Source organism: Nocardia sp. CY15 (assembly GCF_009829295.1).
Lineage (GTDB): Bacteria > Actinomycetota > Actinomycetes > Mycobacteriales > Mycobacteriaceae > Nocardia > Nocardia sputi.
In genome coordinates, this window is the sequence record NZ_VUOT01000032.1 from 21,521 (window position 1) to 42,836 (window position 21,316).

Here is a 21,316-nt window from a genome sequence, read left to right on the forward strand (position 1 = left end):
GAAGCGAGTCAGTAGAACATGGGTCTCGAGGAAAAACTGCCCAGCGGCTTCTTGCTGAGCACGGTCGAGGATTTCGCCGGATTCCTGCGCAAAGGCTCTCTGTGGCCTGCCACCTTCGGGCTGGCGTGCTGCGCCATCGAGATGATGGCCACCGGCGGGGGGCGATTCGACATCGCCCGCTTCGGCATGGAGGCTTTCCGCGCCTCGCCGCGGCAGGCCGATCTGATGATCGTCGCGGGCCGGGTGAGCCAGAAGATGGCCCCCGTGCTCCGCCAGGTCTACGACCAGATGACCGAACCCAAATGGGTGCTGGCGATGGGCGTCTGCGCGTCCTCCGGCGGGATGTTCAACAACTACGCGATCGTGCAGGGCGTCGACCACGTGGTACCGGTCGACATCTACCTGCCCGGCTGCCCGCCCCGGCCGGAGATGCTGCTGAACGCGATTCTGGCACTGCACGCGAAGATTCAGGAGATGCCGCTCGGCGTCAACCGCGAGGAGGCCATCCGGGCCGCCGAACAAGCCGCGCTCGCCTCGACGCCGACCATCCGGATGGAGGGTCTGCTGCGATGACCTTCGACACCCCCGACAACACCGACATCCCGGCCGCGCACGATGCCATCGATGCCGCGGCCACCGCGGGCCCCGAAGGCACACTGCCCGAAGAGGATGCCGTCGAGACCGGCGCCGACGTGATCGGTGTGCGCCGCGGCATGTTCGGCGTCACCGGCACCGGCGACACCTCCGGCTACGGCGGCCTGGTCCGCTCGGTCACCCTGCCGGGCGGCACGCCCGCCCCGTACGGCGGATACTTCGACGAGGTCGTCACGGTGCTGCACGGCGCACTCACCGGCAGCGACGTACGCCTGGACGCGGCGCTGGAGAAAGTGATCGTCTTCCGCGGCGAGCTCACACTGCACGTGCGCCGGGAGCATCTGCTGTCGGTCGCCCGCGCCTTGCGTGACGATCCCGCACTGCGTTTCGAACTCTGCCTCGGCGTCAACGGCGTGCACTACCCGGAGGACTCCGGCCGCGAACTACACGCCGTCTACCACCTCATGTCGATCACGCACAACCGGCGCCTGCGGGTGGAGGTCGCCGCGCCGGACGCGGACCCGCACATCCCTTCGCTCTACGAGGTGTACCCGACCACCGACTGGCACGAACGCGAGACCTACGACTTCTTCGGCATCCGGTTCGACGGGCACCCCTCACTGACCCGGATCACCATGCCGGACGACTGGCGCGGCCATCCCCAGCGCAAGGACTACCCGCTCGGCGGGATCCCGGTCGAATACAAGGGCGCGCGTATCCCGCCGCCCGACGAGCGGAGGGCATACAGCTGATGAACGACATCGACACCGAGCCCGGCGTCACCCACGACTCCGGGCCGGAGCCCACCACGGTCACCGTCGCGGGCCAGGACTGGGACCAGGTGGCCGAGACATTGGCCGGCGCGGGCGAGGAACGCATCGTCGTCAACATGGGTCCGCAGCACCCGTCCACCCACGGCGTGCTGCGGTTGATCCTGGAGATCGAGGGCGAAACGGTCACCGAGGCCCGCTGCGGAATCGGCTACCTGCACACCGGGATCGAGAAGAATCTCGAATTCCGCAACTGGACCCAGGGCGTCACCTTCGTCACCCGCATGGACTACCTGTCGCCGTTCTTCAACGAGACGGCGTACTGCCTGGGCGTGGAGAAACTGCTCGACATCACCGAGCAGATCCCTGAGCGCGCCACGGTCATCCGCGTGCTGCTGATGGAACTCAACCGCATCTCCTCGCACCTGGTCGCCCTGGCCACCGGCGGCATGGAACTCGGCGCGCTGACGCCGATGCTGTTCGGCTTCCGCGAACGCGAGCTGATCCTCGACGTGTTCGAGACGATCACCGGACTGCGCATGAACCACGCGTTCATCCGCCCCGGCGGCCTCGCCCAGGACCTGCCCGACGACGGCGTCACCAAGGTGCGCGAACTGCTCGCACTGCTGCCCAAGCGACTGCGCGACATGGAACACCTGCTCACCGCCAACCCGATCTGGAAGGCCCGCACCCAGGACATCGGCTACCTCGACCTGCAGGGCTGCATGGCGCTCGGCATCACCGGCCCGGTCCTGCGCGCCACCGGGCTGCCGCACGACATGCGCAAAGCACAGCCCTACTGCGGCTACGAGAACTACGAATTCGACGTTCCCACCACCACCGGATGCGACTGCTACGGCCGCTACGTCATCCGCGTGGAGGAGATGAAGGAGTCGCTGAAGATCGTCGAGCAATGCCTGGACCGGCTGCGGCCCGGCCCGGTCATGGTCGACGACAAGAAGATCGCCTGGCCCGCCGACCTCCGGCTCGGCGAGGACGGACTCGGCAACTCCCCCGAGCACATCGGCAAGATCATGGGCAGGTCCATGGAGGGGCTCATCCACCACTTCAAGCTCGTCACCGAGGGCATCCGCGTCCCGGCGGGCCAGGTGTACGTGGCCGTGGAATCGCCGCGCGGCGAGCTGGGCGTCCATATGGTCAGCGACGGCGGCACCCGGCCCTACCGGGTGCACTACCGCGACCCCTCGTTCACCAATCTGCAAGCGGTCGCGGCGATGTGCGAGGGCGGCATGGTCGCCGACGTCATCGCCTCGGTCGCCAGTATCGACCCGGTCATGGGCGGAGTGGACCGATGAACACGACATCGCAGAACGATTCCACCGGCGGCGGTAGTCCCGTGACCGGCGGCACGGCAATCCTGCTGAAGCTCGGCACCCGGCCCGAGCCCTACCAGCCTTTCGTGCGCGAGCGGCTCGAAACCGACGCCAAGGAGATCATCGGGCGCTACCCGCATCCACGCTCGGCGCTGCTGCCCCTGCTGCACCTGGTGCAGTCCGAAGAGGGCTACGTCACCGGCACCGGCATCGAGTTCTGCGCCGAGCAACTCGGCCTGACCGGCGCCGAAGTCACCGCGGTGGCCACCTTCTACTCCATGTTCCGGCGCACCCCGACCGGCGACTACCACGTCGGTGTCTGCACGAACACACTGTGCGCGGTCATGGGCGGTGACGCCATCCTCGCCGCGCTCGAACGGCACCTCGGCATCGGGCACGGCGAGACCACCCCGGACGGATCGATCACGCTCGAACACATCGAGTGCAACGCGGCCTGCGACTTCGCCCCCGTGGTCATGGTCAACTGGGAGTTCTTCGACAACCAGACCCCGGAATCCGCGCGTGCCCTGGTCGACGCGCTTCGCGCCGGTCAGCAGGTCACCCCGACTCGCGGGGCACCGCTGTGCACGTTCAAGCAGACCGCGCGCATCCTGGCCGGATTCCCGGACGAACGGCCCGGCGTGCTCGACGGCGCCGCGGGTGCGGCGACGCTCGCCGGTCTGCGGGTCGCCCACGAACAGGGCATGCAAGCTCCTGCCGCGCAAGAGAATCCGGAGGGCCTGCGATGACCCTCACCCCGGTGCTGACCACCTACTGGGACGATCCGCAGTCCTGGACGATGGACACCTACCTGCGCCACGACGGCTACCAGGCGCTGCGCACCGCCCTGCGGATGGAACCGGACCAGATCATCCAGACCATCAAGGACGCGGGACTGCGCGGGCGCGGCGGCGCGGGATTCCCCACCGGCATGAAGTGGAGCTTCATCCCGCAAGGGCCCGGGCCCGACGGGATCACCAAACCGCACTACCTGGTGGTGAACGCCGACGAGTCCGAACCGGGTACCTGCAAAGACATTCCGCTCATGCTCGCCTCACCGCACGCTCTGATCGAAGGCGTCGTCATCGCCTCCTACGCCATCCGCGCGGCGCACGCGTTCATCTACGTGCGCGGCGAGGTGGTTCCGGTCCTGCGGCGGCTACAGGCCGCGGTGGCGCAGGCCTACGAAGCGGGCTTCCTCGGCCACGACATCCTCGGCTCCGGCTACGACCTCGAGCTGATCGTGCACGCGGGCGCGGGCGCCTACATCTGCGGCGAGGAGACCGCGCTGCTGGACTCGCTGGAAGGCCGTCGCGGCCAACCCCGCCTGCGCCCGCCGTTCCCCGCCGTCGCCGGCCTCTACGCCTGCCCGACCGTGGTGAACAACGTGGAGTCCATCGCCAGCGTGCCGCCGATCATCCGCAACGGCATCGCGTGGTTCCGCTCGATGGGCAGCGAGAGATCCCCAGGCTTCACCCTCTACTCGCTGTCGGGTCACGTGGCCCGACCCGGCCAGTACGAGGCGCCGCTGGGGGTCACGCTGCGCGAACTGCTCGGCTACGCCGGTGGCGTGCGTGCCGGACACCGGGTGAAGTTCTGGACCCCGGGCGGCTCGTCCACGCCGCTGTTCACCGAGGAGCACCTCGACGTGCCACTCGACTACGAGGGCGTCGCGGGTGCGGGATCCATGCTCGGCACCAAGGCGCTGCAGATCTTCGACGACACCACCTGCGTGGTGCGAGCCGTGCTGCGCTGGACGGAGTTCTACGCGCACGAGTCCTGCGGCAAGTGCACCCCGTGCCGGGAGGGCACCTACTGGCTGGTGCAACTGCTGCAACGGATCGAAGCGGGCACCGGCGCCGCATCCGACCTGGACAAGCTGCTCGACATCAGCGACACCATCAACGGCAAGTCGTTCTGCGCCCTCGGCGACGGCGCGGCCAGCCCGATCGTCTCCTCGCTGAAGTACTTCCGCGAGGAGTACACCGAACACCTGCGGCTCGGCGGATGCCCGTTCGACCCGGCGCGCTCTACCGCATGGGCGGAGTCAGGAGAAGAGGTCCGATGAAACCGGCATCGCGCAGCGATTCGATCTCCGGCGGCGCTCGGGCGACGGGTAGGTCGGCCACCGTGAGCGGTCGCACCGGCGCGCCCGCTCCCGCCGACCTGGTGACCGTGACGATCGACGACAACGCCGTCAGCGTGCCGGCAGGCACCCTGCTGATCCGGGCCGCCGAGCTGATCGGCATCCAGATCCCCCGCTTCTGCGACCATCCGCTGCTCGACCCGGTCGGCGCCTGCCGCCAATGCCTGGTCGAGGTCGAGGGGCAACGCAAACCCGTCGCGTCCTGCACCATGGCCGTCGCCGACGGCATGGTGGTCCGCACCCAGCTCACCTCCCCCGCCGCGGACAAGGCGCAGGAGGGCGTGATGGAACTGCTGCTGATCAATCATCCGCTCGACTGCCCGGTGTGCGACAAGGGCGGCGAGTGCCCGCTGCAGAACCAGGCGATGTCCACCGGCCGCGCCGAGTCCCGGTTCGACGGACACAAACGCACCTACCCGAAACCGATTCCGCTGTCGACGGCCGTCCTGCTGGACCGGGAACGCTGCGTGCTCTGCGCCCGCTGCACCCGCTTCTCCCAGCAGATCGCAGGCGATCCGTTCATCGAGCTGATGGACCGCGGCGCGCTGCAACAAGTCGGCACCGCGCAGGCCGAACCGCTGGACTCCTACTTCTCCGGCAACACCGTGCAGATCTGCCCGGTCGGCGCGCTCACCGGCACCGCCTATCGTTTCCGCGCGCGTCCGTTCGACCTGGTGTCCAGCCCGAACGTCTGCGAGCATTGCGCGTCCGGCTGCGCACAGCGCACCGACCACCGGCGCGGAAAAGTGCTGCGCAGGCTGGCCGGTGACGACCCACAGGTGAACGAGGAGTGGAACTGCGACAAGGGCCGGTGGGCCTTCACCTACGCCACCGAACCCGACCGGCTCACCACCCCGCTCGTGCGCGGCTGGGACGGCGAGCTCGCCCCGGCCTCCTGGTCGGAGGCGCTGGCCGCGGCCGCGGAGGGGCTGGCCGCGGCCTTCGGCAACGCGGGCGTGCTCGTCGGCGGCCGGGTCACCGAGGAGGATGCCTACGCCTACGCCAAGTTCGCGCGAGTCGCCCTCGGCACGAACGACATCGACTTCCGCACCCGCGCGCATTCGGCGGAGGAAGCCGACTTCCTCGCCGCCAGGGTCGCCGGCCAGGACAGCACGGTGACCTACGACAGCATGGAGGCCGCGCCGGTCGTCCTGCTCGTCGGATTCGAACCCGAGGAAGAGTCGCCGATCGTCTACCTGCGGCTGCGCAAGGCCGCCCGCAAACGCGGCCTGCCGGTCTACTCGCTCGCGCCGTACACCTCGCGCGGCCTCGAACGCATGTCCGGACGCCTGATGCGCGCCGTGCCGGGCGCCGAACCGCATCTGCTCGACGCCATCCGCACCGGCGAGATCACCACACCCGGCGCGGATCCCGCCCGCCTGGCCGATCTGGCCCGGCTGCTGCGGGAACCCGGTGCGGTGATCATGGTCGGCGAACGGATGGCGGGCATCGCGGGCGCCCTGTCGGCCGCAGTGCGGCTCGCCGATGAAACCGGAGCCGCCCTGGCCTGGGTTCCGCGCCGGGCGGGCGAACGCGGCGCGGTCGAAGCGGGCGCGCTGCCGTGCCTGCTTCCCGGCGGCCGCCCGGTCGCCGATCCTCGTGCCCGCCAACAGGTTCGGGCAGTATGGAACGTGCCCGAGCTGCCCGTCGGCGCCGGCCGTGACACGACGGCCATCCTGGAGGCCGCCTCCGGCCTCGCCGCGCTGGTCATCGGCGGCGTCGACGTCGCCGACCTGCCCGACCCGGCGGCCGCGCTGGCCGCCATCGACGCGGCCAGATTCGTGGTGAGCCTGGAACTGCGCCGCAGCCCGGTCACCGAGCGCGCCGACGTGGTCTTTCCGGTAGCCGCGGCCATGGAGAAAGCGGGCACCTTCCGCACCTGGGAGGGCAGGCCGCGTCCGTTTGCCGCCGCGCTCGGCGACGACATGGTGCGCCGCCAGACCGCGCCGCTGTCGGATCAGCGAGTGCTGCACGCCATCGCCGACGAGATGTCGGTGCGCTTGGGGCTGCCCGACGCCGAGTCCGCCCGCGCCGAACTCGCCGAACTCGGTGCATGGGACGGCGCGCCCGTCACCGCGCCCACCCACCCGCCGAATCCGCTGCCGCGGCCCGAACCCGGCACCGCGGTGCTGGCCGGCTGGCGCATGCTGCTGGACGCGGGACGTATGCAGGACGGCGAACCGAATCTGGCCGGCATCGCCCGCCCGCCGGTGGTGCGCCTGTCGGCCGCCACCGCCGCCGAACTCGGCGTCCAACCCGACGATCCCGTCACCGTCGCCAGCAGCCGCGGCGCCGTCACGCTCCCCCTGATGATCAGTGACCTGCCCGACCGCGTGGTGTGGCTGCCGCAGCACTCGCCCGGCTGCTCCATCACCGAGCAGCTCGCCATCCAGCCCGGCGCGATCGTGCACCTGCGGCACGCCGACGAGAGGATGAAGGAGCACCGTCATGAGTGATTCCGCCGCGCTCGTCATGGCGTCCGCGATCAACCACGCCGCCGAGCCCTACACCCTCACCGGCTTCGGACACGACCCGCTGTGGCTCGTGATCGCCAAGGCCGTCGCCGTGTTCGTCTACCTGATGCTCATACCACTGGTCGCGGTGCTCGCGGAGCGGAAGATCGTCGCCCGCATGCAGATGCGGATCGGCCCCAACCGCACCGGCCCGTTCGGCTCGCTGCAGAGCATCGCCGACGGCGTGAAGATGGCCCTCAAGGAGGACATCGTCCCGGCGATCGTGGACAAGCCGATCTATATTCTGGCGCCGGTCATCTCGGTGGTGCCCGCGTTCATGGCCTTCGCGGTGATCCCGTTCGGACCGGAGGTGTCCGTCTTCGGCGTGACCACCGCCCTGCAGCTCACCGATCTTCCGGTGGCGGTGCTGTACATCCTGGCGATCACCTCCATCGGCGTCTACGGCATCGTGCTGGCCGGATGGTCGTCGGGCTCCACCTATCCGCTGCTGGGCGGCTTGCGCTCGACCGCGCAGGTCATCTCCTACGAGATCGCGATGGCGCTGTGCTTCGCCACCGTGTTCCTGCTCGGCGGCACCATGGCCACTTCCGGCATCGTGTCCGCACAGGAAGGCACCTGGTATGTGTTCCTGCTGCTGCCGTCGTTCCTGATCTACTGCGTCTCGATGGTCGGCGAGACCAACCGGGCGCCGTTCGACCTGCCCGAAGCCGAAGGTGAACTGGTCGGCGGCTTCCACACCGAGTACTCCTCGCTCAAGTTCGCCATGTTCATGCTCGCCGAATACGTCAACATGGCAACGGTTTCCGCCCTGGCCACCACGCTGTTCCTGGGTGGCTGGCGGGCGCCGTGGCCGCTGAACATGTGGGACGGCGCGAATACCGGATGGTGGCCGGTGCTGTGGTTCACCGCCAAAGTCTGGACATTCCTGTTCGTGTTCATCTGGCTGCGCGGCACCCTGCCCCGGCTGCGCTACGACCAGTTCATGAATCTCGGCTGGAAACTGCTGATTCCGACCTCCCTGGCCTGGGTCATGGTCGTGGCCACAGCGCGGGTGTTGCAGGCCGAGGGCTACCCCGTGCAGACTCCCGTTCTGGTGATCGGCGGCTTGGCGGTCACCGGGCTGCTGGTGCTGCAGTTCCTGCGGGCGGGCCGTGCGCCGGGAACACCGCTACCGGCCGAGGAGCCTGTGACCGCGGATTCCGCCGATTCGACGGTCTTCCTCGGTTTCCCGGTGCCGCCGCTGCCCGCCGACGCGCACGCCCGCGACGCCACCCGCGCCAAGGCCGGTCTGTTCGAACCGCTGTCGGGGTTCGCGGTCACCGCCGCGACCATGTTCAAGAAGCCGAACACCGAGTTCTATCCCGAGCAGAAGACCCCCACCGCGCCCCGCTACCACGGCAGGCACCAGCTCAACCGTCATCCCGACGGCTTGGAGAAGTGCATCGGCTGCGAGCTGTGCGCGTGGGCATGCCCCGCCGACGCGATCTACGTCGAAGGCGCGGACAACACCGAGACCGAACGGTATTCGCCCGGTGAACGGTACGGGCAGGTCTACCAGATCAACTACCTGCGCTGCATCGGCTGCGGATTGTGCATCGAGGCCTGCCCCACCCGGGCGCTCACGATGACCAACGACTACGAGATGGCCGACGACAACCGGGCCGACCTGATCTACGAGAAGGACCGTCTGCTGGCCCCCCTGCAGCCCGGGATGACCGCGCCGCCGCACGCCATGCACCCCGGCGCCGACGAGGCGGACTACTACCTCGGCCGGGTGCCCGGCAACCTCACACCCACCAGTGGTGCCACGGCAACGATCCCGGCCGACGCGGCCCGGCAACCTGCCACCGCGGGCACGGAAGGAGCACCACGGTGACCGATCTGATCCTGGCCGCGGAGCCGTTGACCAACGCCTCCACCGGCGAGACCGTCCAGTTCTGGATCCTGGCCCCGCTGGCCGTGCTGGGCGCGCTCGGCATGGTGTTCGCCTCCAAGGCGGTGCATTCCGCGCTGTGCCTGGCCGCCACGATGATCGCGCTGGCCGCGTTCTACATCGCCGAGGACGCGCTGTTCCTCGGTGTCGTGCAGATCGTGGTCTACACCGGCGCGGTGATGATGCTGTTCCTGTTCGTGCTGATGCTCGTCGGCGTCGACTCCGCCGAATCACTGAAGGAGACCATCCGCGGGCAGCGGCTCGCCGCCGCCGCGGTCGGCCTCGGCTTCGGGCTGCTGCTCAGCGGCGGCATCGCCCACGGCGTCCGCGAGTCCGGCATCGTCTTCCCCGCCTCCGGTTTCGCGGGCCGTGACGTGATCGGCGAGCTGGCCGAGCTGATCTTCCTGCGCTACGTCTGGGCCTTCGAACTCACCGGAGCCCTGCTGATCACCGCCACCATCGGAGCCATGGTGCTGGCCCATCGCGAGCAGTTCGGACCCCGCACCGGCCAGCGGGAACTGTCGCGCCGCCGGTTCCGAGAGAAGGGACACCGCGCGACACCGCTGCCCACCCCCGGCGTCTACGCCAGGCACAACGCGGTCGACGTCCCCGCGCGACTGCCCGACGGGTCGTTCGAGGAACTGTCGGTCAGCACCATCCTGCGCCACCGCCGCACCAGGGCGCTCACCGAAGCGGCCGTCATCTCGGTAGGCACCACGCCCACACCGGAGGAGACCGACAACCCCAGCGACGAGGAAGGCAACCGGTGAACCCCGAGAACTACCTGTTCCTGTCCGCCCTGCTGTTCACGATCGGCGCGGCAGGAGTGCTGCTGCGGCGCAACGCCATCGTCGTGTTCATGTGCATCGAGTTGATGCTCAACGCGGTGAACCTCGCGTTCGTCACCTTCGCCCGGATGCACGCCGACCTCGACGGACAGGTCTTCGCGTTCTTCACGATGGTGGTCGCCGCGGCCGAGGTGGTCGTCGGCCTGGCCATCATCATGACCATCTTCCGCGCCCGCCGCTCGACCTCGGTCGACGACGCCAACCTGCTGAAGTTCTGACGTGGACACCGCAACGTTGTGGCTGCTGCCCGCACTCCCCCTGGCGGGCGCGATCGTCCTGCTACTGACCGGACGTTATGCCGACAAGTGGGGTCATCTGCTCGGCGCCGCGATGGCGCTGGCTTCGTTCGCCGTCGCCGCCCTCGCCTTCGTCGCCATGCTCGGACGCGACACCGCCGAACGCGCGGTGCACCAGGATCTGTTCAGCTGGGTCGAGGTGGCCGGCCTGCAGGTCGACTTCTCGCTGCAACTGGACCAGCTCTCGGTGTGCTTCGCGCTGCTGATCACCGGCGTCGGCTCGCTGATCCACGTCTACTCGATCGGCTACATGAGCCACGACCCGGCGCGGCGGCGGTTCTTCGCCTACCTCAACCTGTTCCTCGCGGCCATGCTGCTGCTGGTGCTGGCGAACAACTATCTCGTGCTCTACCTCGGCTGGGAGGGGGTGGGCCTGGCCTCCTACCTGCTGATCGGTTTCTGGCACGAAAAACCCTCCGCCGCAACGGCGGCCAAGAAGGCGTTCGTGGTCAACCGAGTCGGCGACATGGGCCTGGCGATCGCGATGATGGTCATGTTCGCGACGTTCGGGTCGGTCGACTTCGATGTCGTGTTCGGCGCCGCGCCCGCCGCGAGCGAGGGCGCACTCACCGCGATCGGGCTGTTGCTGCTGCTGGCCGCCTGCGGCAAGTCCGCCCAGGTGCCGCTGCAATCCTGGCTCGGTGACGCCATGGAGGGCCCCACCCCCGTGTCGGCGCTCATCCACGCGGCCACCATGGTCACCGCAGGCGTGTACCTCATCGCGCGCTCCAACGCGATCTTCGACCTCGCGCCGAACGCACGGCTCGGGGTGGTGCTGGTCGGCGCGGTCACCCTGCTGTTCGGCGCGATCATCGGCTGCGCCAAGGACGACATCAAGAAGGCCCTCGCCGCCTCCACGATGAGTCAGATCGGTTACATGGTGCTCGCCGCGGGCCTCGGTCCCGCCGGATACGCCTTCGCCATCATGCATCTGCTCACCCACGGGTTCTTCAAAGCCGGGCTCTTCCTCGGCGCGGGCTCGGTGATGCACGCGATGAACGACGAAACCGACATGCGCCGCTACGGCGGACTGCGCACGCTGCTGCCGATCACCTACGTCACCTTCGGTCTCGGCTATCTCGCCATCATCGGTGTGCCGCCGTTCGCCGGGTTCTTCTCCAAGGACCGGATCATCGAGGCGGCGTTCAACCAAGGCGGCCTCGGCGGGATCGCACTGGGGCTGGTGGCGCTGTTCGGCGCGGGTCTGACCGCGTTCTACATGACGCGGGTCATGCTGATGACGTTCTTCGGCGAGCGCCGCTGGAAACCCGACACCCACCCGCACGAGGCTCCCGTGGTGATGACCGGCCCGATGATCCTGCTCGCGCTCGGCTCGGTCGGCGCAGGCGCGGTGTTCGCGTTCGGCTCATCCCTGCAGAACTGGCTCGAACCGGTCGTCGGCGCCCACCACGGCACCGAAACCGTACCCGCGGCGCTGGTCACGGTATTGGCGCTCGGGGTGGTCGCCATCGGTGTCGCGGTCGCCTACTCGCAGTACGCGCAGCGCGAGGTCCCCGAGACCGCACCCGGAGCGGTGTCCGCGTTGACGGTCGCCGCGCGGCGGGATCTGTACGGCGACACGGTCAACGAGGCCGCGTTCATGCGGCCGGGGCAGCACCTGACCCGGGCGCTGGTCTTCCTCGACAACCGCGGCATCGACGGCGTCGTCAACGGCACGGCGGCGCTGATCGGCGGGTTGTCGGCACGGGCACGGCGAGTGCAGTCCGGCTTCGTGCGCTCCTATGCCCTGTCCATGTTCACCGGCGCGGCCCTGGTGGCCGCCGCCCTGCTGGCGGTGAGGTTGTGGTGAACGAGTTCCCCTGGTTGACGACGCTGTGGCTGGCTCCGGTCGTCGGTGCGGCGATCGTGCTCGTGCTGCCCGCCGCGCGACGCACCCTCGCCCGCGCTGTGGCACTGAGCTTCTCGGTGCTTGTGCTGGTCATCGGCATCGGACTCGCGGTGCGCTTCGATCCCGGCGGCGCGCAGTACCAGTTCGTCGAATCCCGCCGGTGGATCCCGGCATTCGGCGCCGGCTACACCCTCGGGCTGGACGGGATCGCGCTGGTGCTGGTGCTGCTGACCACCGCACTGGTTCCCCTGCTGATCCTGGCGGGCTGGCACGACGAACGCGAAGTCGGCGGCGGCAAGCGGGTGGCGCACACCTACGTCGCGCTCATCCTGCTCGTCGAGGCGATGGTGCTGGTCTCCTTCCTCGCCCTGGACATCCTGCTGTTCTACGTGTTCTTCGAGGCGATGCTCATCCCGATGTACTTCCTCATCGGCGGATTCGGGCCGCGCACCGGGGACGCGCTACTGCGCAGGCAGCGCTCACGCGCGGCGGTGAAGTTCCTGCTGTACAACCTTTTCGGCGGGCTGATCATGCTGGCCGCGGTCATCGGGTTGTACGTGCTGACCGCCCGCGAAGGCCTCGGCGAGGGATCCTCGGGCACGTTCGATCTGCGCACCGTGGTCGCCGCCGCCAACGCCGGGCAACTCGGCGCCGGACCCGCGGTGCTCAATGCCCTGTTCCTCGGATTCATGTTTGCCTTCGCGGTCAAAGCGCCGCTGTGGCCCCTGCACACCTGGCTGCCCGACGCCGCCGTCGCGGCCACACCGTCGAGCGCGGTGCTGATGATGGCGGTGGTCGACAAGGTGGGGACCTTCGGCATGCTGCGCTACTGCCTGCCGCTGTTTCCCGGCGCGTCGGACACGTATGCGCCGCTGGTGATCACGCTCGCGGTGATCGGCATCGTGTACGGTGCCCTGCTGGCCATCGGGCAGACCGACGTGATGCGCCTGATCGCCTACACCTCGATCTCCCACTTCGGCTTCATCGTCCTCGGTGTCTTCGCCATGACCAGCCAGGGCCAGACCGGCGCGACGTTGTACATGGTCAACCACGGCATCTCGACCGCCGCACTGTTCCTGGTGGCCGGATTCCTGGTGTCGCGGCGGGGAACTCGGCTGATCGCCGAGTACGGCGGCGTGCAGAAGGTGGCCCCGGTGCTGGCGGGCACGTTCTTCATCGCCGGTCTGGCGACGTTGTCCCTGCCCGGGCTCGCCCCGTTCGTCAGCGAATTCCTTGTGCTGGTCGGGACCTTTGCCCGCTACCAGTTCGCCGCGGTGGTCGCCACCGGCGCACTCGTGCTCGCCGCCCTCTACGTGTTGTGGCTCTACCAGCGGATGATGACCGGGCCGGTGAAGCAAGGCAACGAGCGGATCTACGACCTCGTGCCCCGCGAACTCGCCGTCGTGATCCCGCTGATCGCCGCGCTGCTGTTCCTCGGCATCTACCCGAAGGTTCTCACCGACTTCATCAATCCCGCGGTGAACCAGACCCTCACCACCATCGGCCGCAGCGATCCCGCACCGTCGACGCCCCCACTGCCCGAAGCGGGCTCGGCCCACCATTCCGGAGGTGCCCACAAATGAACGACCTCGCCTCCGCCACGACACTCGCCGCGAGCGTCGCCGCGCCGAGCATCGAATACGGCGCCCTGTCCCCCATGCTGATCGTGTTCGGCGCCGCCGTGCTCGGCGTACTCGCCGAAGCGTTCGTCGCGCGGCGCTACCGCTACGCCACCCACCTGGTGCTGAGCGTGGTCGGGTTGGCCGCTGCGCTGGTCGCCGTGGTGGCGCTGGCAGGCACCGAATCCACCGCCATCGCCGGAGCCGTGGCAATCGACGGCGTCACGCTGTTCCTGCAAGGCACGATTCTGGTCGTATCGATTCTCGCCGTCGGCTTCCTCGCCGAGCGCGGCGCCGAGCCGCGTCGAGCGGGGCGGTCCGGGCCGGGCACCTGGAGCCGGGCCGCCGCCACCGTCGAACGCGGTGTGGACGCGTTCACACCGCAGGCCTCGGCGGTGCCCGGCAGTGCGGCCGAGGCCGCGGCGCTGCGGGCGGGTATCGCGACCACCGAGGTGTTCCCCCTGACGCTACTCGCCGTCGGCGGACTGTTGCTGTTCCCGGCGTCCAACGACCTGCTGACCATGTTCGTCGCCCTCGAAGTGCTGTCGCTGCCGCTGTATCTGCTGTGCGGGCTGGCCCGGCGCAAGCGGCTGCTGTCTCAAGAGGCCGCGCTGAAGTACTTCTTGCTCGGCGCGTTCTCCTCGGCGTTCTTCCTCTACGGCGTCGCGCTGCTGTACGGCCAGGCGGGCACGGTGCGGCTCGGCGGCATCGCGGACGCGATCGCACAGCATCCGGACAACGCGACCCTGGCGGTGCTCGGGGTCGCGATGCTCGCGGTCGGGCTGCTGTTCAAGATCGGCGCGGTGCCGTTCCAGTCCTGGGTGCCCGACGTGTATCAGGGTGCTCCCACCGCGATCACCGGTTTCATGGCGGCGGCCACGAAGATCGCCGCCGTCGGGGCGCTGGTGCGGGTGCTGCAGGTCGCGGTGCCCGGCCTGCGCGACGACTGGCGGCCGATCCTCGCGGCCGTCGCGATCGCCACCATGGCCGTCGGCGCGGTCATGGCGATCACGCAGACCGACGTCAAACGGATGCTCGCGTATTCCTCGGTGGCCCATGCCGGTTTCCTGCTCACCGGTCCGGTCGCCGCGGACGATCGCGGCGTCGCGGCGGTGTTGTTCTACCTGGCGGCCTACGGCATCGGCACCCTCGGCGCCTTCGCCGTGGTCAGTCTGGTCCGGGAACCGGATGGCGAGGAAGCCACCGGTCTGCCGCGGTGGGCCGGTCTCGGCCGCCGATCCCCGGGATTGGCCGCGGTTTTCGCGCTGTTCCTGCTTTCCTTCGCGGGGTTGCCGCTCACCAGCGGCTTCGTCAGCAAGTTCGTCGTCTTCGAGGCCGCGGCCGCAGGCGGCGCGGCGCCGCTGGTCATCGTCGGCGTGATCTGCAGTGCCATCGCGGCGTTCTTCTACCTGCGGGTCATCGTGCTGATGTTCTTCACCGACCCGCCCGCCGACGCTCCGGTGGCGGTCACTCCGCCGTTGACGACGACGATCGTGGCGATCACCGCGGCGTTCACGTTCGCGCTCGGCGTCTTCCCCCAGCCGCTGCTCGACCTGGCCGGTAAAGCGGCGACGTTCGTCCGCTGAGGTCTCTCCCGGCCGCTGTGCTGCCGCCGCTGCGCGACAGCGGCGGCATCGCCGTTACCGCGATCGGCGCACCTAGCTTCCGCGGCGGCGTTCCAACGCCTTCGCAATCAGCGACCGGGCGCGATCACCGTACTCGGCTTGGTCTGCGAGGATCGCGAAAGTCTTCTCGTGCACGGCGATCTCCGACGGCCGGGTGATGGTCAGCTCGGCCGAGACCGTCTCGGTCAGCACCTGCGAACGGTCGTAGATGACGAAATTCGTTGCGGGAGCACGGTAGTCGGCGCAGATCGGGATGATGCCCAGCCGCACCCTCGGGTTGGCCATCACCGCGAGCAGGTGGGCCAGTTGCTCGGCCATGACCGCGGAGTCGCCGACCGTTCGCCACAGCGCGGCCTGGTTGACCACGAAGTGGAACCGGTGCTTCGCCCGGAACAGCACCGGTTTGCGGGCCATGCGCGCGGCCACCGCGTCCTCCAAGTCGTCGCGTCCGCCGGTTATGGCGATACAGGCGGTCAGGATCGCGCGCGCATAGGCTTCCGTTTGCAACAGTCCCGGCAACGTATCGGGCGCGTACCAGCGGATCTGCGTGGTCTGCGCCTCCAGGTCGATCGACTGCCGTTGCCTGCGGGCGTGCCCGGAGGCGACAGTGCGTTGCCACTCCAGGTACATCGACTGCAGATTGCGCGCGTTGGCGACCAGATCGTCCAGCACGGCGATATTGCCGCAGGCCTCGCACCACGCGGCGAGGTCCGCTTCCGAGGGCGTCTGCTTGCCGCCCTCGATCCGGGAGACCTTGCTCGAATGCCAGCCGCACCTCGCGGCCAGTTCCAGGCCGGTGAGGTGGGCGGCGCGACGCAGTTCGCGCAGGCGCGCACCCAGCACCTCACGCGCGTCCGACACACCGTTCACTCGTCCACGTGCTCACTCTCGCAGTATCGCTGATGGTCGATGCCTCTGGGCCACAGCCGCTCCCGCACCTGTAGACAGCGGGCGACAAGCGCCGGGTCCGTGGTGATCGACAGGCCCATGAACGCCCCGCTCTCAGCGAAGGTGTTGAAGGCGACCGTGTTCGTGTCGAACAGCCAGTAGTCGTCGTGTGGCAGGTCGGCGGGGTCGACCAGGTGCCGCGGCAGCCAGCGCACGGCCTCGCCGGTGGCGATGTTGTCGTCGGTCGCCGACAACAGCCAGCGGGTGTAGCCGGTGTGCGGGACCGTCACGACTCGTAGTCGCTCGAGGGTCACCCCGCGAGTGGCTGACTCGACCATCAGAGCATCCCAGGCTTTCCATGACTCGGGCTGTTCGTCTCGTTCGTACGCTACTCCGGCGGCGAAGCGCCGCAATGCTTCCTGTTCGTCCTCCATCACGTAGTCGTCTCGCACCTCCAGATGGAAGGCGCGGGATCGAGCCGCCCGGAAGAGCGGCTCGAAACATCGGGCCCCCACGACGTGCAACATCAGCGCACCACCACGGCGGTCTCGTGACAGTCGAGGGTGAGCTGGGCGAGCAGTTCGGGGTCGGTCACCGGTTCACCGGCCACCAGCACGGAACCACAGGTTCCACTCGCCTCCACCCGTAGCCACATGCCCGGCTCCAGCCAGTCCAACAACTCGTGCGGCACGAGGACCGTCCCCGTGCGGTCGGTGGCATCGCCCTGCACCACTAGCACGCCGGTGTCGGTCGCATACACGGCGGGACAAGCGCCATGGTCGGATCCGGAGCCGAGAAGCCGCAGGTTCATAGCCGATCCTTTGCGAGAGCTGACGGACGATGTCGTGCAATCGTCCCTACCGGAGACGGTGACGGTCAACGCACTTCGCAAAGTCGCGCAAACTCGTGGCGGTGGGAGGGGTGTGGCTTCTACCGTCGATTCGGCAACTCGGGACCCCGCGCGCTGTCGATTCCCCGATTGTCTTTTCCACTCGAGGAGAGGTTTCGACATGATGAGACGACCCAGGACTGCCGCCGATTTCGCGGTGCTGGGTGTGCTTGCGCCAGGCGGATTACTCACCGTCGAGCAACTGGCTCAGCAGGCGCGGCTGACCGCATGGTCGGTGCGCAGCGCTTTGTTACGCCTGCAGTCGCGTGGTCTGATCATGGATTGCCAGCACCGCGGCCGCTGGGCCATCACGCCACGGGGCCGCGGCGAGTGGGCCGCGAAGGGACGCCGATTCACTTTGTGAGCCGGATCGGGTTCGCGGTCAGGATCGTTCACGGTGGCGCAAGTTTTTGGAGGTCAGGACTCGCGTTTCCGCCTCCCGCGGTGTGCCGATGATTTGGTACCGACCCGCCTTCTGCATGGGATGATTCACACGGTTGGTACCCGTGGCGAATGAGCGCCCTCGACCGTTGGGTCTCGCGTCGCCGCGGTGACCGCACGCAGGTAGCGGTTGCCCAAGGTACGCAACAACTCCACCAACTCCGGCGGTCCGCCGACAGTGAAATCGATGCCGTGCATGCCCAACTGCCCGATGTTGAGCGCCAGCGCTTCCGGGGTGTCGGCACCAGTGTGGAGCAGACAGGTGGTGTCGTCGATCGGCTCGACCGTGCCTGCGGCTGGGGGAACGCGGGCGCTGAGGAATTCGGCGGCGGCGTGCACCGTCACCGATGCCTGGAATCGCCAAGCCGCCGCGGACACGCCCCGCGTCACCCGATCGGTGACATCGTGCGGCAGTTCACGGGGTGTGAACCGCGGGCCGGTCGGGGTTTTCGGCGTGATGCGATCCACCCGGAAGGTGCGCCAGTCGCCCCGATCGATGTCGAATGCGACCAGATACCAGCGTCGGCCCCAGTTGATCAGTCGATAGGGCTCGACCACCCGTCGGCTGGCGCCGCGATTGTGGTCGCGGTAGTCGAATCGGAGCCGTTCGTGATCGCGGCATGCGGCCGCGAGAGCGGTCAGAATCTCGGCGTCGACCGTCGGACCTGTGCCGTCTCCCGGTACGACGACGGCAAATGTCTGCAATGAAGAGACCCTGCGCCGCAACCGATTCGGCAGCACCTGCTCGAGCTTGGCGAGCGCCCGCAGTGCGGCCTCCTCGACTCCGGCGACGCCACCGGCCGCGGTGCGCAGGCCGATGGTGACCGCGACGGCCTCCTCGTCGTCGAGCAGCAGTGGTGGCAGGCTGGCGCCGGCGCCGAGCCGGTAGCCGCCCGCCGACCCCCTGGCCGCGTGCACCGGGTAGCCGAGGTGGCGCAGCCGTTCGATGTCGTTGCGCACCGTCCTGGTGCTGACCTCGAGCCGTTCGGCCAGATCCGCACCGTTCCAGTCGCGTGGGATCTGCAACAGCGACAGCAGCCGGAGCAGTCGCGCCGAGGTTTCCAACATTTTCTCAGTCTGCCATTTCTTTAGGAACGGAGTCTTCCTAAAGGCCGCATATCGTTCTGATCATGACATTCGAGAGCACCGCGATCACGCCCTTCCGTAACGATATCCCGCAGGCAGTCCTCGACGATCTGCAGGACCGGCTGGCGCGTGCTCGCTGGGCCGACGAACTGCCTCTGGAGACGGAGGGGAAGACCCAGACCGGGCCGGTCCCGCCTGGTTGGGAGTACGGAGTTCCGCTCGGCTATGTGCAGCGGCTGACCGGCTACTGGCGGGATGGATACGACTGGCGCACATGGGAAGCCGAGCTCAACCGCTATCCGCAGTTCACCACCGAAATCGACGGACAGCCCATCCATTTCCTGCACGTACGTTCGCCCGAAGCTGATGCCACCCCGCTCATCCTTACGCATGGGTGGCCGAATTCGGTGTTCGAGTTTCTCGACCTGATCGAGCCTCTCTCCGATCCCCGTGCGCACGGCGCAGACCCGGCCGAGGCGTTTCACCTGGTGATTCCCTCCCTGCCCGGTTTCGGCTTCTCCGGGCCCACCAGAGAGCAGGGTTGGAACCGCTACCGCACCGCCGCGGCTTGGGCGGAGCTGATGCGGCGACTGGGCTACGACCGCTACGGCGCACACGGCAACGACATCGGCTCGCACGTGTCACCCGAACTGGGCCGAATCGACCCGGACCACATGATCGGGGTGCACGTAACCCAACTGTTCTCATTCCCGTCCGGCGACCCGGCAGAGCTGGCCGACCTGACCGAGGAGGAGCAGGGCTACGTGCGGTATCTGAAGTACTTCGACGACAACATGTCCGGATACGCCCGGCTGCAGGAGAGCGCGCCACAGAGCCTCGCGCACGCGCTGGCCGACTCACCCACCGGACAGCTCGCCTGGACAGCGCAGTTGCTCGCCTCGACCGACGACGACCATGTCTTGACCAACGCAACGCTGTACTGGCTGACCAACACGGCCGCTTCCGCCGCCCGCTTCTACTACGAGGACCACCATGTCCCGCGCCCGACTCAACCGACGAGCGTGCCCACCGGCCTGGCCAGTTTCGCCTACGACTTCACCGCTCTGCGCCGCTTCGCCGAACGCGACCACAGCAACATCGTGTCCTGGAACGAGTTCGACCGCGGCAGCCACTGGGCCACTCAGGACGCACCCGAGCTCCTGATCGCCGACATCAGAAAGTTCTTCAGCGCACTGAAGTGATTCAGCTCGGAATAATCCTCCCCAGGTTGGTGGCGCGCCTGGTGTGCCACCAACGCCCTGTTTGTGTCGAAAGGGTCTATAGATGACGCAGATACTCAGCCGTCGGGCGCTCAACCGCGCCACTCTCGAGCGGCAGTTGCTGTTGCGCCGCTCCGAGCTGCCGGTCGTCGATGCAGTGCGGCACCTCGTCGGGCTGCAAGCCCAGACCCCACACAGCTGGTATGTCGGATTGTGGTCCCGGCTCGCTGGTTTCGTCCCCGAACAGGCCGCCGAGCCGCTCACCACTCGCAGCTTGATCCGAATCGCTCTGATGCGCTCGACGATTCATCTGGTCACCCCCGACGACGCCCGCGCACTGCGCCCGCTGATCCAGCCCGTTTTGGATCGTGACCTCTACCGCAACCACACCCACGGCAAATCCATCGAGTGCATCGACATGGAGCAGCTGATCGCCGACGGTGTCGAGCTACTCACCCCGAAACCGTTGACCAACAAGCAACTCGGCGCCCAACTCGGCCAGCGCTGGCCAGGCCGCGCGCCCACCTCGCTGGTCTACGCCATCCGCAACCAGGTGCCCTTGGTGCAAGTGCCACCACGGGCCGTCTGGGGTCGCAGCGGGCCGATCGCACACACCACTGCCGAGGCGTGGCTCGGCCCAGCAGAGCACGTTACCGCCGCGTCGCTCGAGCAAATGATTCTGCGGTACCTGGCCGCTTTCGGCCCCGCCAGCGTGAAAGACATGCAGATGTGGTCCGGACTCACGAGACTGCGCGAAGTCGTCGACCGCATACGGACGGACTTGATGACCTTTCACGACCCCCACGGCCAGGAGCTGTTCGACCTACCCGACGCGCCGCGCCCAGACGCCGACACCCCGGCACCACCGAGATTTCTCTACGACTTCGACAACCTCTTGCTGTCGCACGCGGACCGCACCCGAGTGATCACCGACGGGCACGGTAGACAGGGCTTCCGCACTCAACGTCCCGCCCCGCAGATCCTACTGGTCGACGGATTCACCGCAGCCGACTGGATGATCCACCGCGACAACGGATCCGCAATACTCACCGTCCGCCTCTACGACCGGCCGTTGTCCCCCGACGACGTGGCCGCCGTCACCATGGAGGCGCAGGCTCTGCTGAGGTTCCTCGACCCCGGCGCCGAGCACCGCGAGGTCCTCCTACTCGGACGACCGCCTCGGGCGACGTAGCAGCTGTCCCGGAACGTCCTGCAGCTCGACACCGTCGACCATTCATTGGCTGAGGTCGCGATGAGACCCTCCGTCGGCGCGGCCATCGCCGAACTGGCGTGATTGGAAACCT

At 68.3% G+C, this 21,316-nt stretch carries 19 protein-coding genes; 15 read left to right on the forward strand and 4 right to left on the reverse strand.

Going from position 1 to position 21,316, the window contains the following annotated elements; translation table 11 throughout:
• Positions 1 to 18: 18 nt before the first annotated feature.
• From GVY39_RS27355 to nuoN, 12 genes are read left to right on the forward strand one after another with little or no spacing between them, the layout of a single operon-like run.
• Positions 19 to 573, forward strand: a complete 555-nt coding sequence (locus tag GVY39_RS27355; RefSeq protein WP_159929571.1) for an NADH-quinone oxidoreductase subunit B family protein — start codon at positions 19 to 21, stop codon at positions 571 to 573.
• Positions 570 to 1,346, forward strand: coding sequence for an NADH-quinone oxidoreductase subunit C (locus tag GVY39_RS27360; RefSeq protein ID WP_195070790.1), 777 nt, complete (start codon positions 570 to 572; stop codon positions 1,344 to 1,346). Before GVY39_RS27355 ends, GVY39_RS27360 begins: the two co-directional genes overlap by 4 nt.
• Entirely contained in the window at positions 1,346 to 2,680 is a 1,335-nt protein-coding gene (locus GVY39_RS27365) for an NADH-quinone oxidoreductase subunit D (protein ID WP_236565702.1), read from the forward strand. The genes GVY39_RS27360 and GVY39_RS27365 overlap by 1 nt, the downstream gene beginning before the upstream one ends.
• Complete coding sequence (gene nuoE, locus GVY39_RS27370) at positions 2,677 to 3,447, forward strand: NADH-quinone oxidoreductase subunit NuoE (protein WP_159929569.1); 771 nt, start codon at positions 2,677 to 2,679, stop codon at positions 3,445 to 3,447. Before GVY39_RS27365 ends, nuoE begins: the two co-directional genes overlap by 4 nt.
• Positions 3,444 to 4,766: an NADH-quinone oxidoreductase subunit NuoF gene (gene nuoF / locus GVY39_RS27375; RefSeq protein ID WP_159929567.1), complete on the forward strand. Its 1,323-nt coding sequence runs from the start codon at positions 3,444 to 3,446 to the stop codon at positions 4,764 to 4,766. Before nuoE ends, nuoF begins: the two co-directional genes overlap by 4 nt.
• Positions 4,763 to 7,300 carry an NADH-quinone oxidoreductase subunit G gene (locus GVY39_RS27380; protein WP_159929565.1) on the forward strand — a complete coding sequence of 846 codons (2,538 nt, stop codon included), beginning with the start codon at positions 4,763 to 4,765 and terminating at the stop codon, positions 7,298 to 7,300. The genes nuoF and GVY39_RS27380 overlap by 4 nt, the downstream gene beginning before the upstream one ends.
• Positions 7,301 to 7,316: 16 nt before the next feature.
• Positions 7,317 to 9,194: an NADH-quinone oxidoreductase subunit NuoH gene (gene nuoH / locus GVY39_RS27385; protein ID WP_159929609.1), complete on the forward strand. Its 1,878-nt coding sequence runs from the start codon at positions 7,317 to 7,319 to the stop codon at positions 9,192 to 9,194.
• On the forward strand, positions 9,191 to 10,021 hold the full coding sequence (locus tag GVY39_RS27390) for an NADH-quinone oxidoreductase subunit J (RefSeq protein ID WP_159929563.1): 831 nt from the start codon (positions 9,191 to 9,193) through the stop codon (positions 10,019 to 10,021). Before nuoH ends, GVY39_RS27390 begins: the two co-directional genes overlap by 4 nt.
• Complete coding sequence (gene nuoK, locus GVY39_RS27395) at positions 10,018 to 10,317, forward strand: NADH-quinone oxidoreductase subunit NuoK (protein WP_063048808.1); 300 nt, start codon at positions 10,018 to 10,020, stop codon at positions 10,315 to 10,317. The genes GVY39_RS27390 and nuoK overlap by 4 nt, the downstream gene beginning before the upstream one ends.
• A 1-nt stretch (position 10,318) precedes the next feature.
• Positions 10,319 to 12,205 (forward strand): NADH-quinone oxidoreductase subunit L, encoded by a 1,887-nt coding sequence (nuoL, locus tag GVY39_RS27400; RefSeq protein ID WP_159929561.1) that lies wholly within the window; start codon positions 10,319 to 10,321, stop codon positions 12,203 to 12,205.
• Complete coding sequence (locus tag GVY39_RS27405; protein WP_159929559.1) at positions 12,202 to 13,827, forward strand: NADH-quinone oxidoreductase subunit M; 1,626 nt, start codon at positions 12,202 to 12,204, stop codon at positions 13,825 to 13,827. Before nuoL ends, GVY39_RS27405 begins: the two co-directional genes overlap by 4 nt.
• The gene (gene nuoN, locus GVY39_RS27410) at positions 13,824 to 15,449 is read left to right on the forward strand and encodes an NADH-quinone oxidoreductase subunit NuoN (RefSeq protein WP_159929557.1); all 1,626 of its coding nucleotides are present in this window, start codon (positions 13,824 to 13,826) and stop codon (positions 15,447 to 15,449) included. Before GVY39_RS27405 ends, nuoN begins: the two co-directional genes overlap by 4 nt.
• Positions 15,450 to 15,521: 72 nt before the next feature.
• On the opposite strand, the gene GVY39_RS27415 is transcribed toward nuoN, so the two are convergent.
• From GVY39_RS27415 to GVY39_RS27425, 3 genes are read right to left on the reverse strand one after another with little or no spacing between them, the layout of a single operon-like run.
• The gene (locus tag GVY39_RS27415) at positions 15,522 to 16,349 is read right to left on the reverse strand and encodes a helix-turn-helix transcriptional regulator (protein WP_236565700.1); all 828 of its coding nucleotides are present in this window, start codon (positions 16,347 to 16,349) and stop codon (positions 15,522 to 15,524) included.
• A gap of 5 nt (positions 16,350 to 16,354) precedes the next feature.
• Complete coding sequence (locus tag GVY39_RS27420) at positions 16,355 to 16,903, reverse strand: DUF6879 family protein (RefSeq protein ID WP_159929553.1); 549 nt, start codon at positions 16,901 to 16,903, stop codon at positions 16,355 to 16,357.
• Positions 16,903 to 17,187: a hypothetical protein gene (locus GVY39_RS27425; RefSeq protein WP_159929551.1), complete on the reverse strand. Its 285-nt coding sequence runs from the start codon at positions 17,185 to 17,187 to the stop codon at positions 16,903 to 16,905. Before GVY39_RS27425 ends, GVY39_RS27420 begins: the two co-directional genes overlap by 1 nt.
• Positions 17,188 to 17,386: 199 nt before the next feature.
• Between GVY39_RS27425 and GVY39_RS27430 the strand changes: the two genes are divergently transcribed.
• A complete protein-coding gene (locus GVY39_RS27430) occupies positions 17,387 to 17,629 on the forward strand; it encodes a helix-turn-helix domain-containing protein (protein ID WP_159929549.1) in 243 nt (80 codons plus the stop codon).
• 125 nt (positions 17,630 to 17,754) lie between these two features.
• On the opposite strand, the gene GVY39_RS27435 is transcribed toward GVY39_RS27430, so the two are convergent.
• Complete coding sequence (locus GVY39_RS27435; protein ID WP_159929547.1) at positions 17,755 to 18,774, reverse strand: YafY family protein; 1,020 nt, start codon at positions 18,772 to 18,774, stop codon at positions 17,755 to 17,757.
• Positions 18,775 to 18,836: 62 nt separating this feature from the next.
• On the opposite strand from GVY39_RS27435, the gene GVY39_RS27440 reads away from it, so the two are divergent.
• Positions 18,837 to 19,994 (forward strand): epoxide hydrolase family protein, encoded by a 1,158-nt coding sequence (locus GVY39_RS27440; protein ID WP_159929545.1) that lies wholly within the window; start codon positions 18,837 to 18,839, stop codon positions 19,992 to 19,994.
• 82 nt (positions 19,995 to 20,076) lie between these two features.
• The gene (locus GVY39_RS27445; RefSeq protein WP_159929543.1) at positions 20,077 to 21,204 is read left to right on the forward strand and encodes a winged helix DNA-binding domain-containing protein; all 1,128 of its coding nucleotides are present in this window, start codon (positions 20,077 to 20,079) and stop codon (positions 21,202 to 21,204) included.
• Positions 21,205 to 21,316: the final 112 nt, after the last annotated feature.